The sequence below is a fragment of the Bacillus sp. FSL M8-0256 genome (genome assembly GCF_038005765.1).
GTDB lineage: Bacteria > Bacillota > Bacilli > Bacillales > Bacillaceae > Bacillus > Bacillus safensis.
Genome location: NZ_JBBOTU010000001.1, coordinates 1,000,834 through 1,018,982, shown reverse-complemented (window position 1 = coordinate 1,018,982; position 18,149 = coordinate 1,000,834). Strand labels below are relative to the sequence as shown.

The window sequence follows — 18,149 nt, the reverse complement described above, 5'->3', positions numbered from 1 at the left end:
TGTTATTATTCACCTTGATAACTAGTGCGCCACTTGAGCAGACGCTTTTCTAACAGACGTACAAATGAATCTGTCAGCTTACCAACTACTGCAAAGATGATAATTCCTACAAACACTTTATCCGTTTGAGAGAATTGCCTTGCATCCATAATCATATAGCCTACCCCGCTGCTTGAACCCATCAACTCAGCTACCACCAAACCAAGCCAAGCAATTCCTAATGACAGTCTCACGCCCAGAAGAATATGAGGAAGAGCAGCCGGTAAAATCAGCTTTGTGATGCTTTGATACACATTAAACTCTAAGGCGCGAGCCACATCAAACAGCTTATTGTCTACACTGCGAATACCTAGAAAAGTATTAATATAAATCGGAAAAAAAGCCCCAAGTGCAATCAATAAAATTTTCGCCGTTTCATCAAAGCCAAACCAGAGGATGAATAAAGGAGTGACCGCTAAATGTGGAACGGTTCTCAACATTTGCAATGTCGGATCTACATACTGCTCTGTTTTTTTAGAAAACCCTACGCATACGCCCAGCAAAAGACCTAAGCCTCCCCCTAGTAAAAATCCACATATCGCTCGATAAAGGCTGATGTATAGATGGCCAAACAGTTCACCAGAACGAATCAACTCTCGAAAGGATTCTGCAATCAAGACAGGCGAAGGCAAGACAGTGGAAGAAACGATTTGAGAACCAGCTATGATCTGCCAAACTGCAATAAGTAGGAGAGGTAATACCAGTCCCTTTAACTTATATAAAGAAGAAGCTTTTCTCCTTTTTTTCTTTGACCGCTCAATTTTAGATGCTAAAGCCGGGTTCGAAATAGCTTTCATTTATTCATCTCCTCTTTTAGCATTTTTTCAATAAACGAATTATCTACAACCTGATTGACATCAATTTTTCTCTTGATCGCTTTTGTTTGATATTGAAAATCAGCGGTATGCTGCTGAGCATTGATGATCTTCTTCGAAATGGGCTTATTGAGTGGTTCCGTATTGTTTAATACTTGTGTGACGACCTTCTTATCTAAATTTTTTACACGCGCATATAGAGTAACAGCCTCTTCTGGATGTGCTTTTTGCCACTTCACTGCATGGTCATATACCTTTAAAAATTTCACTACTAGTTCAGGATGCTGATCAGCAAACTGAGTTCGAACAAGTGTGAAACCTGGAGAATATAAATCGGTCGCTTCCCCATTCACTAGCAGCTTTGCTCCCTTCTTTATCGTTTCAAGTGATAAGAACGGCTCCCAGATCGACCAAGCATCAACGGACCCATTTTCAAATGCTGATATCGCTTCATCTGGCTGAAGCTGAATGATTTGAACATCCTTCGCAGATAAACCTGCCTGATCTAATACTTTGTATAAAAAATCAAAGCCGCTGCTCCCTTTAGCGACAGCAATTTTTTTCCCTTTTAAGTCTTCTACTTTTTGAATCTTACTGTTCTTATTCACTAAAATACCGTTCGCTTTCAGCCCATCCTGAGATAAACCAATTTCCTTAAAATCAATACCTGCTGCCTGACCTGCTATGACAGGTGAGTTTCCAACTTGCGAGAAATCTAATTGATTTGCAGCAAGTCCTTCAAATTGAGGAGGACCACTTTGAAACTCCACCCACTTTACCTTCACTCCTTCTTTTTCAAATGATTGTTCAAACCAGCCCTTTTCCTTTGCTAAAAGCAGCGGGCTCAAACTTTGCTGAATCCCAATCCTAATTTCTTTCACCTTGTTTTCTGAGCCGTCTGCTGCTTGATCACACCCTGCTAAAACAAGCAGCAGAGTCAAAAAGATAACGATCATCTGTTTCTTTTTCATGCGATTTCCCCTCCCTAAATCCCTGATCCATCAGTTAGTAACAATTCATCTGTTTTCTCAAATTCTGAAAGCACCTTTTGTCTTAAGCTTTGAAAAGCGGTTGACGTTCTATCACGCGGAAAAGGCAGGTTCACAGGAAGAATTTTATGGATTCGGCCAGGTCTCGCTTGCATTAGCACAATTTCATTTCCTAAATAAATCGATTCATCAATATCATGAGTAACGAGAATCATTGTTGTTTTTTTCTCCTGCCAAATGTCCAGCAGCACATCCTGCAAGTGCTTTCGTGTGAATGCATCCAGCGCACCAAATGGTTCATCCAGCAATAAGATCTCCGGATCACGAAGGAGTGCTCTCGCAATGGCAACCCGTTGCGACATTCCTCCGGAGAGCTCATGTGGATAAGCGTGTGCAAATCCTTTTAAACGAACAATTTCAATCAGTTCATCCACTTTGCGGCGTACATCCTGTTGTTTTAAATTGAAATTGGCCGCTATATTTTCTTCGACTGTCAGCCATGGAAACAGGCGGTGTTCCTGAAAGATAAAGCCCTGTTTCATTCCTGGTTCTGTGACCTGTCTATCTCCTATCAAAATTTGCCCATCATACACTGTGTCGAGCCCGCCTATGATTTTTAGCAACGTACTTTTCCCGCATCCGCTCGGACCTATTACTGTTATAAATTCACCAGGAATGATGCTCAATCTTAAGTTTTCAAGTACCCGAATGGACTGTTTGTTTTTCCAAAAGGTTTTATCCACAATATCAATTGAAATCGTCATTGAAGCCTTCACTCCTCTTGCGATCAGATAAATACACAGAAAGGCCCTTATCCCAAAAAAGAGATAAGAGCCTTCGCGTTGTCCGATCAGCTAATCATATTGATTTGTTAGCACCATCCTAAATCATATTAATCCCATAAATCAACTCAAATTTATAAAATGGTTATTTTGTCCTTGTATGTTTTTCATCGATCCGATCGTAAATCGCTTCTATTCGTTCCTTGCTGCTGTAAATCTCATATTTGTTCCGCTCAATCAATATGTCTAGTGTGAGATCCATGTGTTTTCTGTATTTTTTTCGTTTTTTCTTTTTTTCCATTTTCATCATCCTTTCTTTTTCAAATAAAAAAAGGCTCTTCACTCATGCTTGAGTGATAGAGCCTTCGGTTGACCGATCAGCCATTCTTGTTCGTGTTTTCAGTATGCTCATGTTAATACACACTATTCCTACCTGTCAACTATATTTATTGTTTTTTCAGATTTATCTAAAAAATGATTGACCGAGCAGGGAACAAGATTTATAGTCTTATTAAATATTTCTTATCAAAACAGTTGGTTTTATCTAACAAAAGGAGGATACACACATGTCAGAGGAACGTCCATTTCGTTTAGAAACAAAAGCCATTCACGCAGGTCAGGAGCTTGATTCAGCGACCTATTCAAGAGCCGTGCCTATTTACCAAACGAGCTCCTTTGGTTTTAGAGACAGTGAGCATGCAGCGAATTTATTTGGTCTTCAGGAACCGGGAAATATTTATTCACGTATTATGAACCCTACAAATGACGTATTTGAAAAGCGTATCGCTGAGCTTGAAGGTGGAATTGGTGCACTTGCTGTTTCTTCTGGACAAGCAGCGACGACTTATTCTATTTTAAACATTGCAGGAGCCGGAGATGAAATCGTTTCCTCAAGCAGTCTTTATGGCGGCACCTACAATTTATTTGCCCATACACTCAAAAAACTTGGAATTACAGTAAAATTCGTCGATTCATCCAACCTTGAAGAACTCGAAGCGGCGATCACAGACAAAACAAAGGCAGTGTATGCAGAGAGCATTGGAAATCCAAAAGGCGACATTTTACATATTGAAGCCATCTCAGCCATTGCACACAAGCATCATATCCCGCTTATTGTGGATAATACGCTCGCCAGCCCTTATTTATTAAGACCTATCGAGTTTGGTGCAGACATTGTCGTCCACTCAGCAACCAAATTTATTGGCGGTCACGGTACATCAATTGGCGGCGTCATCGTTGATAGCGGCCGATTCCCTTGGGCTGACAGCGATAAGTTCAAAGGACTGACTGAACCAGATCCAAGCTATCACGGTCTGACATATACAGAAGCGATTGGAGAAGCAGCTTATATCACAAAAGCACGAGTACAGCTATTACGTGATTTAGGGGCAGCTCTGTCGCCATTCAACTCATTTTTACTTCTGCAGGGTTTAGAAACATTACATCTTCGTCTTGAGCGGCATAGTGAAAATGCCTTGAAAACAGCACAATTCTTACAGGATCACCCTCTTGTCGATTGGGTAAGCTATCCGGGTCTTGAAAGTCACGAATCCTATGAGCTTGCTCAAACCTATTTACCAAAAGGACAAGGTGCAATCCTCACATTCGGTATTAAAGGTGGACGCGAAGCAGGTAAAAGGCTCATTGATTCTGTGCAGCTTTTCTCCCATCTCGCAAACGTGGGCGATTCTAAATCCCTCATCATTCACCCTGCCAGCACAACGCATCAGCAATTAAGCGAAGCAGAACAAAAAGCGACAGGTGTCACACCAGAGCTCATTCGTTTATCTGTTGGAACAGAAGCGATTGAAGATATTCTTGCAGATCTTGAACAGGCGATTACAAAAAGTCAGTCTGAATGACATAGAAAAAAGCACACGGCTGTGTGCTTTTTTATTGTTTATTAATGATTGAGTAATCGAATGTCTTGGAAAGGATAAAATACAAATGAGGTAGTTCCTTGAATATCACGCTTTGTAAAAAGACCTAAGCCGTTGCGGCTGTCCATTGAATTTTGGCGATTGTCGCCCATGACAAAGTACTTTCCTTTTGGAACAGTCAGAGGGCCAAAATCAGGTGTCAGCAAGGTGCCATCTGCAGCTGCTTTCTTTTTGTTTGACGCTAAGTAAGGCTCCGCCACTTTTTTTCCATTAACATATAGCTGATCATTTTTCATTTCAATTTTATCACCAGGTAAACCAATCAATCGTTTGACATAATGAGTGCTGCGGTCTTCCCCATCAAGAACAATGATCTGTCCTCGTTTATAATCACCGAAATAATCAACCGTTTTATTCACAAACACCCGCTCTGTATCATGCAATGTCGGATACATGGAAGATCCTTTGACAATGTATGGCGCGAATAAAAAGTTCCGAATGATAAAAACAGCAATAAATGCGATTAAGATGGCTTTGATCCAGCCCCATAATTCTGATTTCTTTTTTTGTGTTTTTGTATTTGTTGTCATAAGCTCCTCCTGAATTCCCCAAGGACGAAATGTGTGTCACCAGCTGCCAGCCGGCGTCACGCTTGTTTCTCCCTAAATATAAACATATTTTGCCAACAAATCAAGCGAAGAGAGAGAAAAAGGCAAGCACCTTTCTGTGCTTGCCCAAAACTCAGTTAGTTAGCAGAAGAATCCGCTTCTTTTTCTTTGTTTGCTTTACCATAGAAATAATCCGATGGATTCACTGGTTTGAAATCAGATAACTTATGGAATCGAAGAAGATCCCTATAGAGCACTTTATCTGAAAGACTTAACTGATTATCAACACGGGCTTTAATCGCCTCTGTCTTTTTATTTTGTTTCACCACTTTACCCGTTTTCGTATCATAAACGGTATTATCGACAAGTGTGTATTTCGGTGTCACATAGTTTCCATTACGGAAGGCAACAGTCTCATCATGCTTTTTAGAGAATAAGTCTGTTCCAAAATTCACGAATTCATTTGAATCGATACCTTGTAAGTGAAGAAGTGTTGGCATAACGTCGACTTCACCACCATACGTATGGTTCACGCCGCCCTTCTTACCAGGAATACGAATCATGAGCGGAACACGCTGGTTTTGTGCATTTTGATAAGGAGTGATTTCTTTCCCTTGAATTTCACTCATTGCACGGTTATGGTTCTCAGAAATACCGTTATGGTCACCATATAATAAAATGACTGAGTCTTTATACATACCTGATTTTTTCAAGTCTTTGAAGAATTGCTCTAATGACTCATCTAAATATCTTGCTGTTTGGAAATAGTTATCGACTGTTTTATCGCCAGTTGTTGCCTTAGCGATTGTCGCATCTTTTTCATCTAAATTAAATGGATAGTGATTTGTCAGTGTCATTAAATGTGCATAAAATGGCTTTTTCATTGATTCTAGCATTGGAATTGATTCTTTGAAGAACGGTTTATCCTTCAGACCCATATTCACAAGGTTTTCTTCATCCATGTTGTAATAGGAAGCGTCAAAGAATTGATCAATTCCCATATGTTTATAAATCGTGTCACGGTTCCAGAAAGATTTATAGTCCCCATGAAGTACTGCACTCGTATAGCCTGCTTTTTGATCTAGGATGGCAGGTAGTGATTGAAAGGTATTTTCACCCTTTGTCACAAATGCTGCTCCCTCTGGCAAGCCAAACATACTATTATCCATCATCAGCTCAGCATCTGATGTCTTCCCTTGACCTGTCTGATGGAAGAAGTTATCAAAATACGTAAAGTCGTCTTTCCCATGAGCCAGTTTGTTTAAGAATGGAGTCACTTCTTCTCCATTTAATTTGTAGTCAATTAAGAAAGACTGGAAGCTTTCTAAATGAATTTTAATAATGTTTTTGCCTTTTGCTTTACCAAAATACTCTGCATTTGGCTTCGCATAGTGAGAGGACGTATAGTTCACAACATCCGTTAAATCTTCACTGCTTGCATTTGCTACCTGTGTTGCGTTTTGTGCTGCTTGTACCCCATCATAAATCGTATAGTTATAAACACCTAAGTATTTGACAACATACTTATGATCAAAGGTTCTCGTTAATAATTCTGGACGATCCTTTTCAGCCAAATGAAGGTTTACAAAGAACAGTCCAATACCTGCAGCTACAATCAGCAGTGCAAACGTCTTTTTCATTTGGAACTTCTTCACTTCTGGTCTCCAAATGACAATCGCAATCAAAATGATAATATCAAGGAAGTATAAAAGGTCATGCGGCTTAATGCTTGCTAGCACACCGCCAGTCATGCCTCCCCCAAGATTTCCTGCCTGCTTCATTGTTGAGAAAGTCAAAAAGTCATCAAAGAAACGGTAATACGCTACATTTGCATATAAAAGTGCGGTCATAATAAAATCAATAACAATTAAAACAATGGCAGATTTACGCCCCTTCAAAAAGAGAGCAAGTCCAAAAAACACGATGGCTGAACTAAATGGATTCAATAAGAGAAGCCCCTCTTGAAAAGAACCTTTTACTCCTAAATTAAAGTCCATTTTGTAGGCTGTGTACGATTTAGCCCAGAATAAAAGGACAGCCAAAACAAAAAAGCTATATTTGTTTGCAAATATTTTTTTCATAAAACCTCTTCTTTCTTATCATCGTTCTGATATAAATGAAATCATAAAAAATTTACATTCATTTTGCAAATGTAAATCTTCTTCGCCAAGCATGCCGATGCTCTGTCTCCGCCGGATACATGCGCTCCTTTAATATAACGAATGAGAAGCATCATAAGTTTCAAAAAAAATACGAGTAAATAAAAGGAAAAATATCCATTTACATTAAATTTACGCACACTTCATGTTTTAGTGGATGAATAAGGTTTTGTAAATCACTCAGTATTACTTTACTTTTTTCATCTATTCGTGTCAAAGTAATTATAAAGAAAAGGAAGAATAACCTAGGCTTTTCGACTCATTTACCCAAATTTATACAAAATTCGATCCTTGCTTCTTTTATTGTGACTCAACCTCCATTAATCCATGTACCTCCCTAAAAAAACAGTTTTAAACAAAAAAAGCTTGATTTCCCCTACTGATGTGCGGTGTGATAAAGAGGTAGAACTTGATCACAACACTTATATGTTCATGACAAAAAAATCAGGCTGGAGGACATCACATGAAGATTAACAAACAAATCAACACTTTTGAAGAAAGATTTTCAGAAGATGTAGTCACTATCATTGCTGTTACAGGACCTTCTGGCGTAGGGGCAGGAAAAGCAGGCCAGGCACCTCTTTGGACCGCTTCTATTCCACTGATTGCTTGGAAAGAAAACGGTCATATCATAACCGAAAATGTAAGACTTTGCTGGTTAACAGATGACGAGGGATTAAGGGAAAAACAGGCACAATTACATAAAGAATCAATCGTTACACTTCAGGTTCGAAAAGGCGAAGGTGAATTCATGCTTGTATCTTTGATCGATACAGACACAAAGGATCAAGCGCTTCAAGAAATTTTAGAAGAAGCCCAAAAGCCTGTGTATTATCATGATGACATACTTGGAACCTTTGAGTTAGTAAAAGGACTAGACTTATTTGAAAAAACGATCCAATGGAGCAATGAAGAGTGCCTTCTCTACTTCAACCTCGAAGAAGATGAAAAAATAAATGACTCTCTTCGAACAGCAAACCAACTTATGCAAGAGCAAGCCAAATGGGATTCTTCTATTAAATCATTTGCCGCGAATCAGCTGATAGATCTAGCAAAGGATTGGCAGGAACAAGACGAATCAGCTGAAAAGCAAGAAGAACTCACACTGAATCAATTTATAAGCCGCATTTCACTTGAAAGCCTGCATGTTTACCCTGAGGGAGAGTTTGAAGTCTACTATCATGACGGTGATTTATTTTGGGGTCATGTCATTATTGTCACAGGAAATATAAATGGCACATTTCATGATGCACACATTGCAGGCTAAAGGCTGGAGGAATAACCCATGGAAATCAAAGCTTTTCAAGAATTAAATCTAATCGGGAAAACGCCAGCCATCGCCAAAATTGGCGGCTTCCGTCCTGATCCAGCTATACACAGCTGGTTTGCCAGCCATTTTTTCATCGATCCTAACCAAGGCTGGCCGACAGATCAAGATGGGGCCATGATTCCGATTTTACAAATTTATTTACCAGAAGTGCCAGGAGGAATGAACGGCTTCAATGAATGTAAACTGATTCAAATTTTTCTTAATCAGAAAACACTTCCGATTGATATCACCAAAAACGGTGAAGGCTGGAAGCTCATTGAATATGCATCAATCGAAGGTTTAGAAGTAGCTGAAACTCCTGAAGAAGTGAGAGGGCTCAAAGCCTTTCAAATCCAATGGAACGAAAGTGAGCAAAGGGACTTCCCTTGCTGGGAAGAAGCATGGTCATACATCGATTTATCAGAAGTAAACGAAAGTGAAGAAGCCACAAACCACTTCTTTAATCAATACACAAATTATTCGTTCACAAAAATCGGTGGGTATGGGGCGTATATTCAATCCCCGCCCCATCAACAACAAGGCGAATTCATGCTGCAAATCGCCTCAGAAGAAAAACCTCGTTTCATGATTGGTGATAACGGCACGATGTATTTCTATTATGACAAAGAATCAAAAGAATGGTTTATGCACTGGGATTGTTTTTAACGTTTATTGAATGAAACCTTGCCTTCTCCTAAGCGTAATGAATAACAATGAAAGGAGGAAGCAAAATGGGATTCATTTTAGACATCTTTTCACTTGCTGTGTATATCCCTTTTCTACAAGTGGATGAAGAGGATATCTCGAGGAACGCAGCACATCTCAAAAAATATAGCTGGTTTCAAGCACTATTACATGATCAAACTTGCAGGGAGCTCATCATTTATGATCCCGATGTTCGACGTGTCATAGGCAGGTTTAAAACGGAGAAACTCCATAAGAAGCGCTACAACTTAAGATGCGAAAGTAAATTACTACAAGCATTACAGCATGCAATGTAAACTGACAACAAGAGCCGCACTTTCCTGTGGCTCTTGTTTATCAATTGAATCGTTCCTTTTGAAGAAAACATTTGACGCCTGGACAACTCTCCCCGTATATTATGTATAAATCCATCTTTTTCAAAGAAAAGGAGGCCTCACATGCGCTTGTTTAAGAACTGGAGAAAAAAGCAGCCTGCACAGCAAATCACTTCAGAAAAGCAAGAAGACAGCATCCCAATCGACTTCTCCACACTTCCCTTTGGCACAGACACCGTCGATGATTTTTTGTTCAATCTAGACCTGACCTCCAAGCTCACAGATCCCTATAAAGAAACAGATACGAACAAGCTTACCTAGACCTTCGTAAATCCTCATCCAATACTGGATGATTTTTTTATACTCAATGAAAGGTGTATTCAATGAAAACATTTTATATCGTCAGACACTGCCAAGCAGATGGACAATCTAAAGATGCAGCTTTAACGCCACAAGGCATCACTCAATCTCATGAACTGGCACAGTTTTTTTCCAGCATTCATCTCAATCAAATTATCTCAAGTCCTTATAAACGAGCGATCCAAACTACTGAACCCCTTGCTCATGCAAAACAGCTCGAGATAAAAATCGATCAGCGCCTCTCTGAACGTGTATTAAGCAGCAAACCAATAGACGATTGGTATGAGAAACTAAAGCTCAGTTTTACAGACTTACATATGACCTGTGAAGGCGGAGAATCGAGCCAAGAAGCCATGAATCGTATTGTAGAAGCACTCCACGAACAAATTAAATTAGAAAAAGATCATACCCTATTCGTCACACATGGCAATATCATGAGCCTGCTTCTTAAACACGCCGATTCAACGATTGGATTCGAAGAGTGGAAGAAACTAAGCAATCCAGATGTCTATACCCTGAGATATTTCAAACCAAATCATGTAGAAATAGAACGAATATGGCATAAATAAACGGCAGAATGAACTCTGCCGTTTTCTCATCTATTGCTGATAATAAAAGGACTCTACCCACTCATACGGTTTCTTACGCTCCGCACACCATTTCATAAAGCCCCTTGTCTCCGTCTGCTGAAACGTCATCCAGTCCGTTAAAAGCTGGTCATAATAGACAGCTTGTTTTTGAACATTCGTACGAGTTCTTTGATCTTGAATCAGCATCATAACACGTTCAATCCCTTGAATTCTCTCTTGATCCTTCTCATAGGTGCTTAAATAAAGATCTTCATGTATATGATGAAACGAATACCACAAGGCCGATAAATAGGTTTCGCAAATTTGAACAATCACACGCTGCTCACTTCTGCCTCCAAGCTCTAGTGCCTTCAATAAATAGGGCAGCCCTTCTCCTTGATGTACAAACATACCTTGCCAGCGGTGCGGTCTCACATCTAATGGATCAACATTCTCCCACTCTTGAAGAACAGGCTGGAGCACCCCATTCACCAGCGGATACACAAGCAGATGATGACCATCCTCAAACCGTTCAATCCACTCAAACAGCCGAGCAGCAAATTCCCGCTGTACTTCAAAATCGTTCTCTTTCATCTCTTCAATAAAGGCCTGAAGAACGTTTAGCGCATCTTTACGCAGGCCCTGTTCTTTTCTCACACAGTACTGTCTAAAAAGAGGATAATCATTTACTCCCTCGTCTTGAATGATAGCCTGTAATATCGTCTTCGTTTGCATAATCACAACGCCGCCTCTTTACATCCATTCTTTTCCATGTTCATGAATAAATTGAATGTCTTTTTGATAATGTTCAAGATGTCCTTCTTGAATCATGTTTTGAAAAGCGATATCCCCCTCACTCGCTTTTCGTTTCATATACTGACATAATCCTTCTAAACGCAGCAGCACCATATCCAAATAATCTTCTGCTATTTCCTCACCATAAGCTTCAAAAAACAGTTTCACTCTATGCTTTATCTGGTCTGCATGGTCTGATGAATGATAGTTCACGATGTCTCCTGTTTTGGTGCGAAAAAACCTACTGATAGGTACACATGTATACAGAGTATATGCGATATCCCAAAGTCTTGGACCAGGAGCAGCTACATCAAAATCAATGATACCTACTGGTTTTTCATTATTGAAAATGATGTTGTACATTGCAAAATCATTATGACACACAACCTCTATTTCGACAGGCGTATTGTCCATTCGTTCCCAATCGTCTGAAATGGGAAAATCATGAACAGCATCATGATACAGTCTAAGCATTCTCGCTATTTCTTTTAAGGCATGGTGAGAGCACATATATTCTTTTAAAGGCTCATGACCGGCTACGCCTTCAATGAAGGACAATATCTCTCTACCTTGTTCATCAACCCCTAAAAACTTTGGAGCATAGGAGAAATTCTTTTTTTCTAAATGCTTTAGCAGCTTTCGTATATTGATATTGTCTGACTTTACTTCTCGACGAACCGTATCTCCCGAACGATATACGTTCGAGACATTTCCACCTGTCAATAACTCTTCATGAGCATTTTGTTTTTTCATAAATTCTCCCCTCAAACTGGGTCACCATGTTGATGTCAGTTAAAGATGTGTATGTACCCACAAATATTCATTTAGTTACTCAAAAGTAGTACAACAGTTTTATGTGAATGTGCTGCTCCATTTTGTTTCCTTACATGGTTAAATGTATCTTATCAAATGTTGCAAATCATCTAAAGATTATTCTGCTAAAAGAAGTACATACTCATTATGTTCTAATAGGTTCCTATTTTTTATCTAAATAACTCATTTAAACCACAAAAAAACGTTTTACCACGAGGGTGAAACGTTAGGTTCATGGAAAAACCAATCATGAAACTTTTAACAGATACCGGTGGCCGGGGTCGAACCAGATGATAAATTATTCCAAAAAGGCAAGGTATACCCTCTTATAGTAAAGCACCCGTTAATGAATGAAGAATTAAAGCTCTTCCCGATATATTTCTGATTTTATCGGCTTTAAACTCAAAGGTATTTTAAACTCATGAATACTTTCAATATGATAAAAAAAATGATCGATATCGTCATAATCCATTGACCATTCTTCTACCACCTTTAACTTTTTTAACTCGCTTGTTGGTTTAAATAAAAATTCACAGTGTAGTTGTTCCATGTGAGAATAATCATCTTCTTCATAAACTGTAAACTGACGTACAAAGTCAAAATGAAATACTTCCTCTCCTGTAAAATCATAGACACCACACTGAAATAAAATTTCTTTATCTTCTTCGCCCTCAACTGTCTCCTTTGAAAAAGCCTTAAATGTTTCCCAAACCTTTTTTATATCATCGGTATCTTCACCAATGCTATCTTTAAGATAACTTTCAGCATTTTTAACCGTAATCATTACAACACCTCTTATGTACAATTTATATCCAATCCTTCTTCAATTATCCTGCCTCTTTAGTTTAATCATAAGGTAACCATCAATAAAGTAAAAGTAATCTCCTTAATATGTTCCTCTGTCATATTGCTGTTAGAGAATTAAGAAACGCCTTAAAAATTTATTACTCACAGTCCTAAACAAATAATTCAATAGCATAAGACTTAGTTTCCTTTTCTAAAATTGCCAATTCACCTTGGTCTAAAATATTTTTACGTCTTGCCATTTAGCTAGGTCCCCTTTCAGCAGTGAAACGATTTGAAGTAATTTTATCGTGTGAAAAATCAGCTAAAAAACAAATAAAAAACGCCCTCCTACAATTTGTAGAAAGACGTTTTAAACGTTGATATTCTTTAATTCTTCTGTGATTGACGATAATAAAGAATATCTAAAACTAGATACCGGTGGCCGGGGTCGAACCGGCACTCCGTGAGGAACACGATTTTGAGTCGTGCGCGTCTGCCAATTCCGCCACACCGGCATGATCATTAAAGAGCGCAACTTATATTTAAAAACAATGGTGCCGAGGGCCGGACTTGAACCGGCACGGTAGTCACCTACCGCAGGATTTTAAGTCCTGTGTGTCTGCCAATTCCACCACCCCGGCAGTCTTTTCAAAAAAGGCGACACCCGGATTTGAACCGGGGATAAAGGTTTTGCAGACCTCTGCCTTACCACTTGGCTATGCCGCCATTATTGGAGCGGAAGACGGGATTCGAACCCGCGACCCCCACCTTGGCAAGGTGGTGTTCTACCACTGAACTACTTCCGCACATCAACTGGGCTAGCTGGATTCGAACCAACGCATGACGGAGTCAAAGTCCGTTGCCTTACCGCTTGGCTATAGCCCAATAATAAAATGGGGCGATTGATGGGAATCGAACCCACGAGTGCCAGAGCCACAATCTGGTGCGTTAACCACTTCGCCACAACCGCCATAGATGTAATGAATTATAAAGTATAATTGGCAGGGGCAGTAGGAATCGAACCCACACCGGAGGTTTTGGAGACCTCTGTTCTACCGTTAAACTATGCCCCTATGAAAACAAAAAATGGTGGAGGGGGGCGGATTCGAACCGCCGAACCCGGAGGGAGCGGATTTACAGTCCGCCGCGTTTAGCCACTTCGCTACCCCTCCACTTTTGAAAAACAGTGCCGGCAAGAGGACTTGAACCCCCAACCTACTGATTACAAGTCAGTTGCTCTACCAATTGAGCTACACCGGCAAATAGTGGTGGCTCGGGACGGAATCGAACCGCCGACACACGGATTTTCAGTCCGTTGCTCTACCAACTGAGCTACCGAGCCAAGTATTCTTTTGAAAAATGGCGGTCCGGACGGGACTCGAACCCGCGACCTCCTGCGTGACAGGCAGGCATTCTAACCAACTGAACTACCGGACCATTTTGGTTGCGGGGGCAGGATTTGAACCTGCGACCTTCGGGTTATGAGCCCGACGAGCTACCGAACTGCTCCACCCCGCGACGATATAAAAGATATGGTGGAGGATGACGGGCTCGAACCGCCGACCCTCTGCTTGTAAGGCAGATGCTCTCCCAGCTGAGCTAATCCTCCGAATAAAAAATGCTGGTGTATATTCTATAAAAATGGTGACCCGTACGGGATTCGAACCCGTGTTACCGCCGTGAAAGGGCGGTGTCTTAACCGCTTGACCAACGGGCCCTTTATTATGTAAATTGTGGCGGAGAGCAAGGGATTCGAACCCTTGAGACGGGGTTACCGCCTACACGATTTCCAATCGTGCTCCTTCGGCCACTCGGACAGCTCTCCAAATTGGCTCCGCAGGTAGGATTCGAACCTACGACCGATCGGTTAACAGCCGATAGCTCTACCACTGAGCTACTGCGGAATGAAGAAAGCCTGGCGATGTCCTACTCTCACAGGGGGAACCCCCCAACTACCATCGGCGCTGAAGAGCTTAACTTCCGTGTTCGGTATGGGAACGGGTGTGACCTCTTCGCCATCATCACCAGACAATTTAGTGACAAAAGATATTATACTATGTATTGAAAATAAATCAAGAGATATTTTAAAAATATTCTCTCAAAACTAGATAACAATGTTCATGCTTCACATTAGAATATAGGTTAAGTCCTCGATCTATTAGTATCTGTCAGCTCCACGTGTCACCACGCTTCCACCTCAGACCTATCAACCTGATCATCTTTCAGGGATCTTACTTCCTTGCGGAATGGGAAATCTCATCTTGAGGGGGGCTTCATGCTTAGATGCTTTCAGCACTTATCCCGTCCGCACATAGCTACCCAGCGATGCCCTTGGCAGAACAACTGGTACACCAGCGGTGCGTCCATCCCGGTCCTCTCGTACTAAGGACAGCTCCTCTCAAATTTCCTGCGCCCGCGACGGATAGGGACCGAACTGTCTCACGACGTTCTGAACCCAGCTCGCGTACCGCTTTAATGGGCGAACAGCCCAACCCTTGGGACCGACTACAGCCCCAGGATGCGATGAGCCGACATCGAGGTGCCAAACCTCCCCGTCGATGTGGACTCTTGGGGGAGATAAGCCTGTTATCCCCGGGGTAGCTTTTATCCGTTGAGCGATGGCCCTTCCATGCGGAACCACCGGATCACTAAGCCCGACTTTCGTCCCTGCTCGACTTGTAGGTCTCGCAGTCAAGCTCCCTTGTGCCTTTACACTCTGCGAATGATTTCCAACCATTCTGAGGGAACCTTTGGGCGCCTCCGTTACATTTTAGGAGGCGACCGCCCCAGTCAAACTGCCCACCTGACACTGTCTCCCTGCCCGATAAGGGCAGCGGGTTAGAAGGTCAATACAGCCAGGGTAGTATCCCACCGATGCCTCCACCGAAGCTAGCGCTCCGGTTTCCAAGGCTCCTACCTATCCTGTACAAGCTGTACCAACATTCAATATCAGGCTGCAGTAAAGCTCCACGGGGTCTTTCCGTCCTGTCGCGGGTAACCTGCATCTTCACAGGTACTATAATTTCACCGAGTCTCTCGTTGAGACAGTGCCCAGATCGTTGCGCCTTTCGTGCGGGTCGGAACTTACCCGACAAGGAATTTCGCTACCTTAGGACCGTTATAGTTACGGCCGCCGTTTACTGGGGCTTCAATTCGCACCTTCGCTTACGCTAAGCGCTCCTCTTAACCTTCCAGCACCGGGCAGGCGTCAGCCCCTATACTTCGCCTTACGGCTTCGCAGAGACCTGTGTTTTTGCTAAACAGTCGCCTGGGCCTATTCACTGCGGCTTCTCGGGGCTTTAACACCCTAAGAAGCACCCCTTCTCCCGAAGTTACGGGGTCATTTTGCCGAGTTCCTTAACGAGAGTTCTCTCGATCACCTTAGGATTCTCTCCTCGCCTACCTGTGTCGGTTTGCGGTACGGGCACCTCTCACCTCGCTAGAGGCTTTTCTTGGCAGTGTGGAATCAGGAACTTCGCTACTAAATTTCGCTCGCCATCACAGCTCAGCCTTCACGGGAAACGGATTTGCCTATTTCCCAGCCTAACTGCTTGGACGCGGATATCCAATACCGCGCTTACCCTATCCTCCTGCGTCCCCCCATTGCTCAAATGGTGAGGAGGTGGTACAGGAATATCAACCTGTTGTCCATCGCCTACGCCTTTCGGCCTCGGCTTAGGTCCCGACTAACCCTGAGCGGACGAGCCTTCCTCAGGAAACCTTAGGCATTCGGTGGACGGGATTCTCACCCGTCTTTCGCTACTCATACCGGCATTCTCACTTCTAAGCGCTCCACCAGTCCTTCCGGTCTGGCTTCACAGCCCTTAGAACGCTCTCCTACCACTGTTCGTAAGAACAGTCCGCAGCTTCGGTGATACGTTTAGCCCCGGTACATTTTCGGCGCAGAGTCACTCGACCAGTGAGCTATTACGCACTCTTTAAATGGTGGCTGCTTCTAAGCCAACATCCTGGTTGTCTAAGCAACTCCACATCCTTTTCCACTTAACGTATACTTTGGGACCTTAGCTGGCGGTCTGGGCTGTTTCCCTTTCGACTACGGATCTTATCACTCGCAGTCTGACTCCCAAGGATAAGTCATCGGCATTCGGAGTTTGACTGAATTCGGTAACCCGGTAGGGGCCCCTAGTCCAATCAGTGCTCTACCTCCGAGACTCTTACCTTGAGGCTAGCCCTAAAGCTATTTCGGAGAGAACCAGCTATCTCCAGGTTCGATTGGCATTTCACCCCTACCCACACCTCATCCCCGCACTTTTCAACGTGCGTGGGTTCGGGCCTCCATTCAGTGTTACCTGAACTTCACCCTGGACATGGGTAGATCACCTGGTTTCGGGTCTACGACCACGTACTCATGCGCCCTATTCAGACTCGCTTTCGCTGCGGCTCCGCATCTTCTGCTTAACCTTGCACGGGATCGTAACTCGCCGGTTCATTCTACAAAAGGCACGCCATCACCCGTTAACGGGCTCTGACTACTTGTAGGCACACGGTTTCAGGATCTATTTCACTCCCCTTCCGGGGTGCTTTTCACCTTTCCCTCACGGTACTGGTTCACTATCGGTCACTAGGGAGTATTTAGCCTTGGGAGATGGTCCTCCCGGATTCCGACGGAATTTCACGTGTTCCGCCGTACTCAGGATCCACTCTGGAGAGAATAACATTTCAGTTACAGGGCTGTTACCTTCTTTGGCGGGCCTTTCCAGACCTCTTCGCTTATATCATTCCTTTGTAACTCCGTATAGAGTGTCCTACAACCCCAAGAGGCAAGCCTCTTGGTTTGGGCTGTTCCCGTTTCGCTCGCCGCTACTCAGGGAATCGCATTTGCTTTCTCTTCCTCCGGGTACTTAGATGTTTCAGTTCCCCGGGTATGCCTTCTCATACTCTATGTATTCAAGTATGGATACTACTCCATTACGAGCAGTGGGTTTCCCCATTCGGAAATCTCCGGATCAAAGCTTGCTTACAGCTCCCCGAAGCATATCGGTGTTCGTCCCGTCCTTCATCGGCTCCTAGTGCCAAGGCATCCACCGTGCGCCCTTTCTAACTTAACCATTTCTTACTTTAGAAAGAATCACTATGTGTGATGAACTTTGCATTGCATTCAATGTGAATGTATTACTTATTGTTATCTAGTTTTCAAAGAACAATCCTGTCTCGCTAGAGACATGTTTTGAAGGAATGATCCTTCAAAACTAAACAAGACGAAAA

General features: G+C 42.3%; 15 protein-coding genes, 16 tRNA genes and 2 rRNA genes. 6 read left to right on the top strand and 27 right to left on the bottom strand.

Going from position 1 to position 18,149, the window contains the following annotated elements; genetic code table 11:
- Positions 1-5: 5 nt before the first annotated feature.
- The 4 genes from NSQ76_RS05045 to NSQ76_RS05030 form a co-directional block, all read right to left on the bottom strand.
- Entirely contained in the window at positions 6-836 is an 831-nt protein-coding gene (locus tag NSQ76_RS05045) for an ABC transporter permease (RefSeq protein WP_025093293.1), read from the bottom strand.
- Positions 833-1,810: an aliphatic sulfonate ABC transporter substrate-binding protein gene (locus NSQ76_RS05040; RefSeq protein ID WP_373393910.1), complete on the bottom strand. Its 978-nt coding sequence runs from the start codon at positions 1,808-1,810 to the stop codon at positions 833-835. The genes NSQ76_RS05045 and NSQ76_RS05040 overlap by 4 nt, the downstream gene beginning before the upstream one ends.
- Before the next feature lie 29 nt (positions 1,811-1,839).
- Complete coding sequence (locus NSQ76_RS05035) at positions 1,840-2,607, bottom strand: ABC transporter ATP-binding protein (protein WP_034624043.1); 768 nt, start codon at positions 2,605-2,607, stop codon at positions 1,840-1,842.
- 163 nt (positions 2,608-2,770) lie between these two features.
- Complete coding sequence (locus NSQ76_RS05030) at positions 2,771-2,926, bottom strand: FbpB family small basic protein (protein ID WP_029706872.1); 156 nt, start codon at positions 2,924-2,926, stop codon at positions 2,771-2,773.
- A 265-nt stretch (positions 2,927-3,191) separates the two neighbouring features.
- Here NSQ76_RS05030 and NSQ76_RS05025 point away from each other — a divergent pair, with 265 nt between their 5' ends.
- Positions 3,192-4,487, top strand: a complete 1,296-nt coding sequence (locus NSQ76_RS05025) for a homocysteine synthase (RefSeq protein WP_034624044.1) — start codon at positions 3,192-3,194, stop codon at positions 4,485-4,487.
- Between the two features lie 41 nt (positions 4,488-4,528).
- Here NSQ76_RS05025 and lepB read toward each other — a convergent pair whose 3' ends face one another.
- Together lepB and NSQ76_RS05015 are read right to left on the bottom strand one after the other, a co-directional pair.
- Complete coding sequence (lepB, locus tag NSQ76_RS05020) at positions 4,529-5,095, bottom strand: signal peptidase I (RefSeq protein WP_024425343.1); 567 nt, start codon at positions 5,093-5,095, stop codon at positions 4,529-4,531.
- 155 nt (positions 5,096-5,250) lie between these two features.
- Positions 5,251-7,194 carry an LTA synthase family protein gene (locus NSQ76_RS05015; protein ID WP_024427404.1) on the bottom strand — a complete coding sequence of 648 codons (1,944 nt, stop codon included), beginning with the start codon at positions 7,192-7,194 and terminating at the stop codon, positions 5,251-5,253.
- Positions 7,195-7,735: 541 nt separating this feature from the next.
- Between NSQ76_RS05015 and NSQ76_RS05010 the strand changes: the two genes are divergently transcribed.
- The 5 genes from NSQ76_RS05010 (at position 7,736) to NSQ76_RS04990 (ending at position 10,529) form a co-directional block, all read left to right on the top strand.
- Positions 7,736-8,539, top strand: coding sequence for a DUF2262 domain-containing protein (locus NSQ76_RS05010; RefSeq protein ID WP_025093289.1), 804 nt, complete (start codon positions 7,736-7,738; stop codon positions 8,537-8,539).
- A gap of 18 nt (positions 8,540-8,557) precedes the next feature.
- Complete coding sequence (locus tag NSQ76_RS05005; protein ID WP_149125834.1) at positions 8,558-9,247, top strand: DUF1963 domain-containing protein; 690 nt, start codon at positions 8,558-8,560, stop codon at positions 9,245-9,247.
- Between the two features lie 65 nt (positions 9,248-9,312).
- Positions 9,313-9,582, top strand: coding sequence for a hypothetical protein (locus NSQ76_RS05000; RefSeq protein ID WP_149125835.1), 270 nt, complete (start codon positions 9,313-9,315; stop codon positions 9,580-9,582).
- Positions 9,583-9,723: 141 nt separating this feature from the next.
- Positions 9,724-9,921 carry a hypothetical protein gene (locus NSQ76_RS04995; RefSeq protein WP_025093286.1) on the top strand — a complete coding sequence of 66 codons (198 nt, stop codon included), beginning with the start codon at positions 9,724-9,726 and terminating at the stop codon, positions 9,919-9,921.
- A gap of 62 nt (positions 9,922-9,983) precedes the next feature.
- Positions 9,984-10,529: a histidine phosphatase family protein gene (locus NSQ76_RS04990; RefSeq protein WP_149125836.1), complete on the top strand. Its 546-nt coding sequence runs from the start codon at positions 9,984-9,986 to the stop codon at positions 10,527-10,529.
- A 30-nt stretch (positions 10,530-10,559) separates the two neighbouring features.
- On the opposite strand, the gene NSQ76_RS04985 is transcribed toward NSQ76_RS04990, so the two are convergent.
- From NSQ76_RS04985 to NSQ76_RS04885, 21 genes are all read right to left on the bottom strand, one after another.
- The gene (locus NSQ76_RS04985; RefSeq protein ID WP_149126692.1) at positions 10,560-11,264 is read right to left on the bottom strand and encodes a hypothetical protein; all 705 of its coding nucleotides are present in this window, start codon (positions 11,262-11,264) and stop codon (positions 10,560-10,562) included.
- 18 nt (positions 11,265-11,282) lie between these two features.
- Positions 11,283-12,077: a phosphotransferase gene (locus NSQ76_RS04980; RefSeq protein WP_149125837.1), complete on the bottom strand. Its 795-nt coding sequence runs from the start codon at positions 12,075-12,077 to the stop codon at positions 11,283-11,285.
- A gap of 418 nt (positions 12,078-12,495) precedes the next feature.
- Entirely contained in the window at positions 12,496-12,921 is a 426-nt protein-coding gene (locus NSQ76_RS04975; protein WP_149125838.1) for a hypothetical protein, read from the bottom strand.
- Positions 12,922-13,356: 435 nt separating this feature from the next.
- Positions 13,357-13,438: transfer RNA gene (locus NSQ76_RS04970), tRNA-Leu, on the bottom strand.
- A gap of 37 nt (positions 13,439-13,475) precedes the next feature.
- Positions 13,476-13,564: transfer RNA gene (locus NSQ76_RS04965), tRNA-Leu, on the bottom strand.
- A 14-nt stretch (positions 13,565-13,578) separates the two neighbouring features.
- Positions 13,579-13,649: transfer RNA gene (locus NSQ76_RS04960), tRNA-Cys, on the bottom strand.
- Between the two features lie 5 nt (positions 13,650-13,654).
- Positions 13,655-13,729 (bottom strand) — tRNA-Gly (locus NSQ76_RS04955).
- Positions 13,730-13,736: 7 nt separating this feature from the next.
- A tRNA-Gln gene (locus NSQ76_RS04950) sits at positions 13,737-13,808 on the bottom strand.
- Between the two features lie 9 nt (positions 13,809-13,817).
- Positions 13,818-13,893 (bottom strand) — tRNA-His (locus tag NSQ76_RS04945).
- A gap of 29 nt (positions 13,894-13,922) precedes the next feature.
- Positions 13,923-13,996 (bottom strand) — tRNA-Trp (locus NSQ76_RS04940).
- 14 nt (positions 13,997-14,010) lie between these two features.
- Positions 14,011-14,095: transfer RNA gene (locus NSQ76_RS04935), tRNA-Tyr, on the bottom strand.
- Between the two features lie 15 nt (positions 14,096-14,110).
- Positions 14,111-14,183, bottom strand: a tRNA-Thr gene (locus NSQ76_RS04930).
- Between the two features lie 6 nt (positions 14,184-14,189).
- Positions 14,190-14,265 (bottom strand) — tRNA-Phe (locus NSQ76_RS04925).
- Between the two features lie 18 nt (positions 14,266-14,283).
- A tRNA-Asp gene (locus tag NSQ76_RS04920) sits at positions 14,284-14,360 on the bottom strand.
- A 4-nt stretch (positions 14,361-14,364) separates the two neighbouring features.
- A tRNA-Met gene (locus NSQ76_RS04915) sits at positions 14,365-14,441 on the bottom strand.
- A gap of 15 nt (positions 14,442-14,456) precedes the next feature.
- Positions 14,457-14,532: transfer RNA gene (locus NSQ76_RS04910), tRNA-Val, on the bottom strand.
- Between the two features lie 33 nt (positions 14,533-14,565).
- Positions 14,566-14,640 (bottom strand) — tRNA-Glu (locus NSQ76_RS04905).
- Positions 14,641-14,657: 17 nt separating this feature from the next.
- Positions 14,658-14,748 (bottom strand) — tRNA-Ser (locus NSQ76_RS04900).
- Positions 14,749-14,752: 4 nt separating this feature from the next.
- Positions 14,753-14,827 (bottom strand) — tRNA-Asn (locus tag NSQ76_RS04895).
- Between the two features lie 9 nt (positions 14,828-14,836).
- Positions 14,837-14,952 (bottom strand): 5S ribosomal RNA (rrf, locus tag NSQ76_RS04890).
- A 109-nt stretch (positions 14,953-15,061) separates the two neighbouring features.
- Positions 15,062-17,992 (bottom strand): 23S ribosomal RNA (locus NSQ76_RS04885).
- Between the last annotated feature and the right edge of the window lie 157 nt (positions 17,993-18,149).

What these genes read in the sequence shown, in the direction of transcription:
- lepB (WP_024425343.1), bottom strand. Translation starts at nt 5,095, where the DNA reads ATGACAACAAATACAAAAACACAAAAAAAGAAATCAGAATTATGGGGC.
- NSQ76_RS04985 (WP_149126692.1), bottom strand. Translation starts at nt 11,264, where the DNA reads ATGCAAACGAAGACGATATTACAGGCTATCATTCAAGACGAGGGAGTA.
- NSQ76_RS05040 (WP_373393910.1), bottom strand. Translation starts at nt 1,810, where the DNA reads ATGATCGTTATCTTTTTGACTCTGCTGCTTGTTTTAGCAGGGTGTGAT.
- NSQ76_RS05005 (WP_149125834.1), top strand. Translation starts at nt 8,558, where the DNA reads ATGGAAATCAAAGCTTTTCAAGAATTAAATCTAATCGGGAAAACGCCA.
- NSQ76_RS04990 (WP_149125836.1), top strand. Translation starts at nt 9,984, where the DNA reads ATGAAAACATTTTATATCGTCAGACACTGCCAAGCAGATGGACAATCT.
- NSQ76_RS05000 (WP_149125835.1), top strand. Translation starts at nt 9,313, where the DNA reads ATGGGATTCATTTTAGACATCTTTTCACTTGCTGTGTATATCCCTTTT.
- NSQ76_RS05015 (WP_024427404.1), bottom strand. Translation starts at nt 7,194, where the DNA reads ATGAAAAAAATATTTGCAAACAAATATAGCTTTTTTGTTTTGGCTGTC.
- NSQ76_RS05025 (WP_034624044.1), top strand. Translation starts at nt 3,192, where the DNA reads ATGTCAGAGGAACGTCCATTTCGTTTAGAAACAAAAGCCATTCACGCA.
- NSQ76_RS04995 (WP_025093286.1), top strand. Translation starts at nt 9,724, where the DNA reads ATGCGCTTGTTTAAGAACTGGAGAAAAAAGCAGCCTGCACAGCAAATC.
- NSQ76_RS04975 (WP_149125838.1), bottom strand. Translation starts at nt 12,921, where the DNA reads ATGATTACGGTTAAAAATGCTGAAAGTTATCTTAAAGATAGCATTGGT.
- NSQ76_RS04980 (WP_149125837.1), bottom strand. Translation starts at nt 12,077, where the DNA reads ATGAAAAAACAAAATGCTCATGAAGAGTTATTGACAGGTGGAAATGTC.
- NSQ76_RS05030 (WP_029706872.1), bottom strand. Translation starts at nt 2,926, where the DNA reads ATGGAAAAAAAGAAAAAACGAAAAAAATACAGAAAACACATGGATCTC.
- NSQ76_RS05035 (WP_034624043.1), bottom strand. Translation starts at nt 2,607, where the DNA reads ATGACGATTTCAATTGATATTGTGGATAAAACCTTTTGGAAAAACAAA.
- NSQ76_RS05045 (WP_025093293.1), bottom strand. Translation starts at nt 836, where the DNA reads ATGAAAGCTATTTCGAACCCGGCTTTAGCATCTAAAATTGAGCGGTCA.
- NSQ76_RS05010 (WP_025093289.1), top strand. Translation starts at nt 7,736, where the DNA reads ATGAAGATTAACAAACAAATCAACACTTTTGAAGAAAGATTTTCAGAA.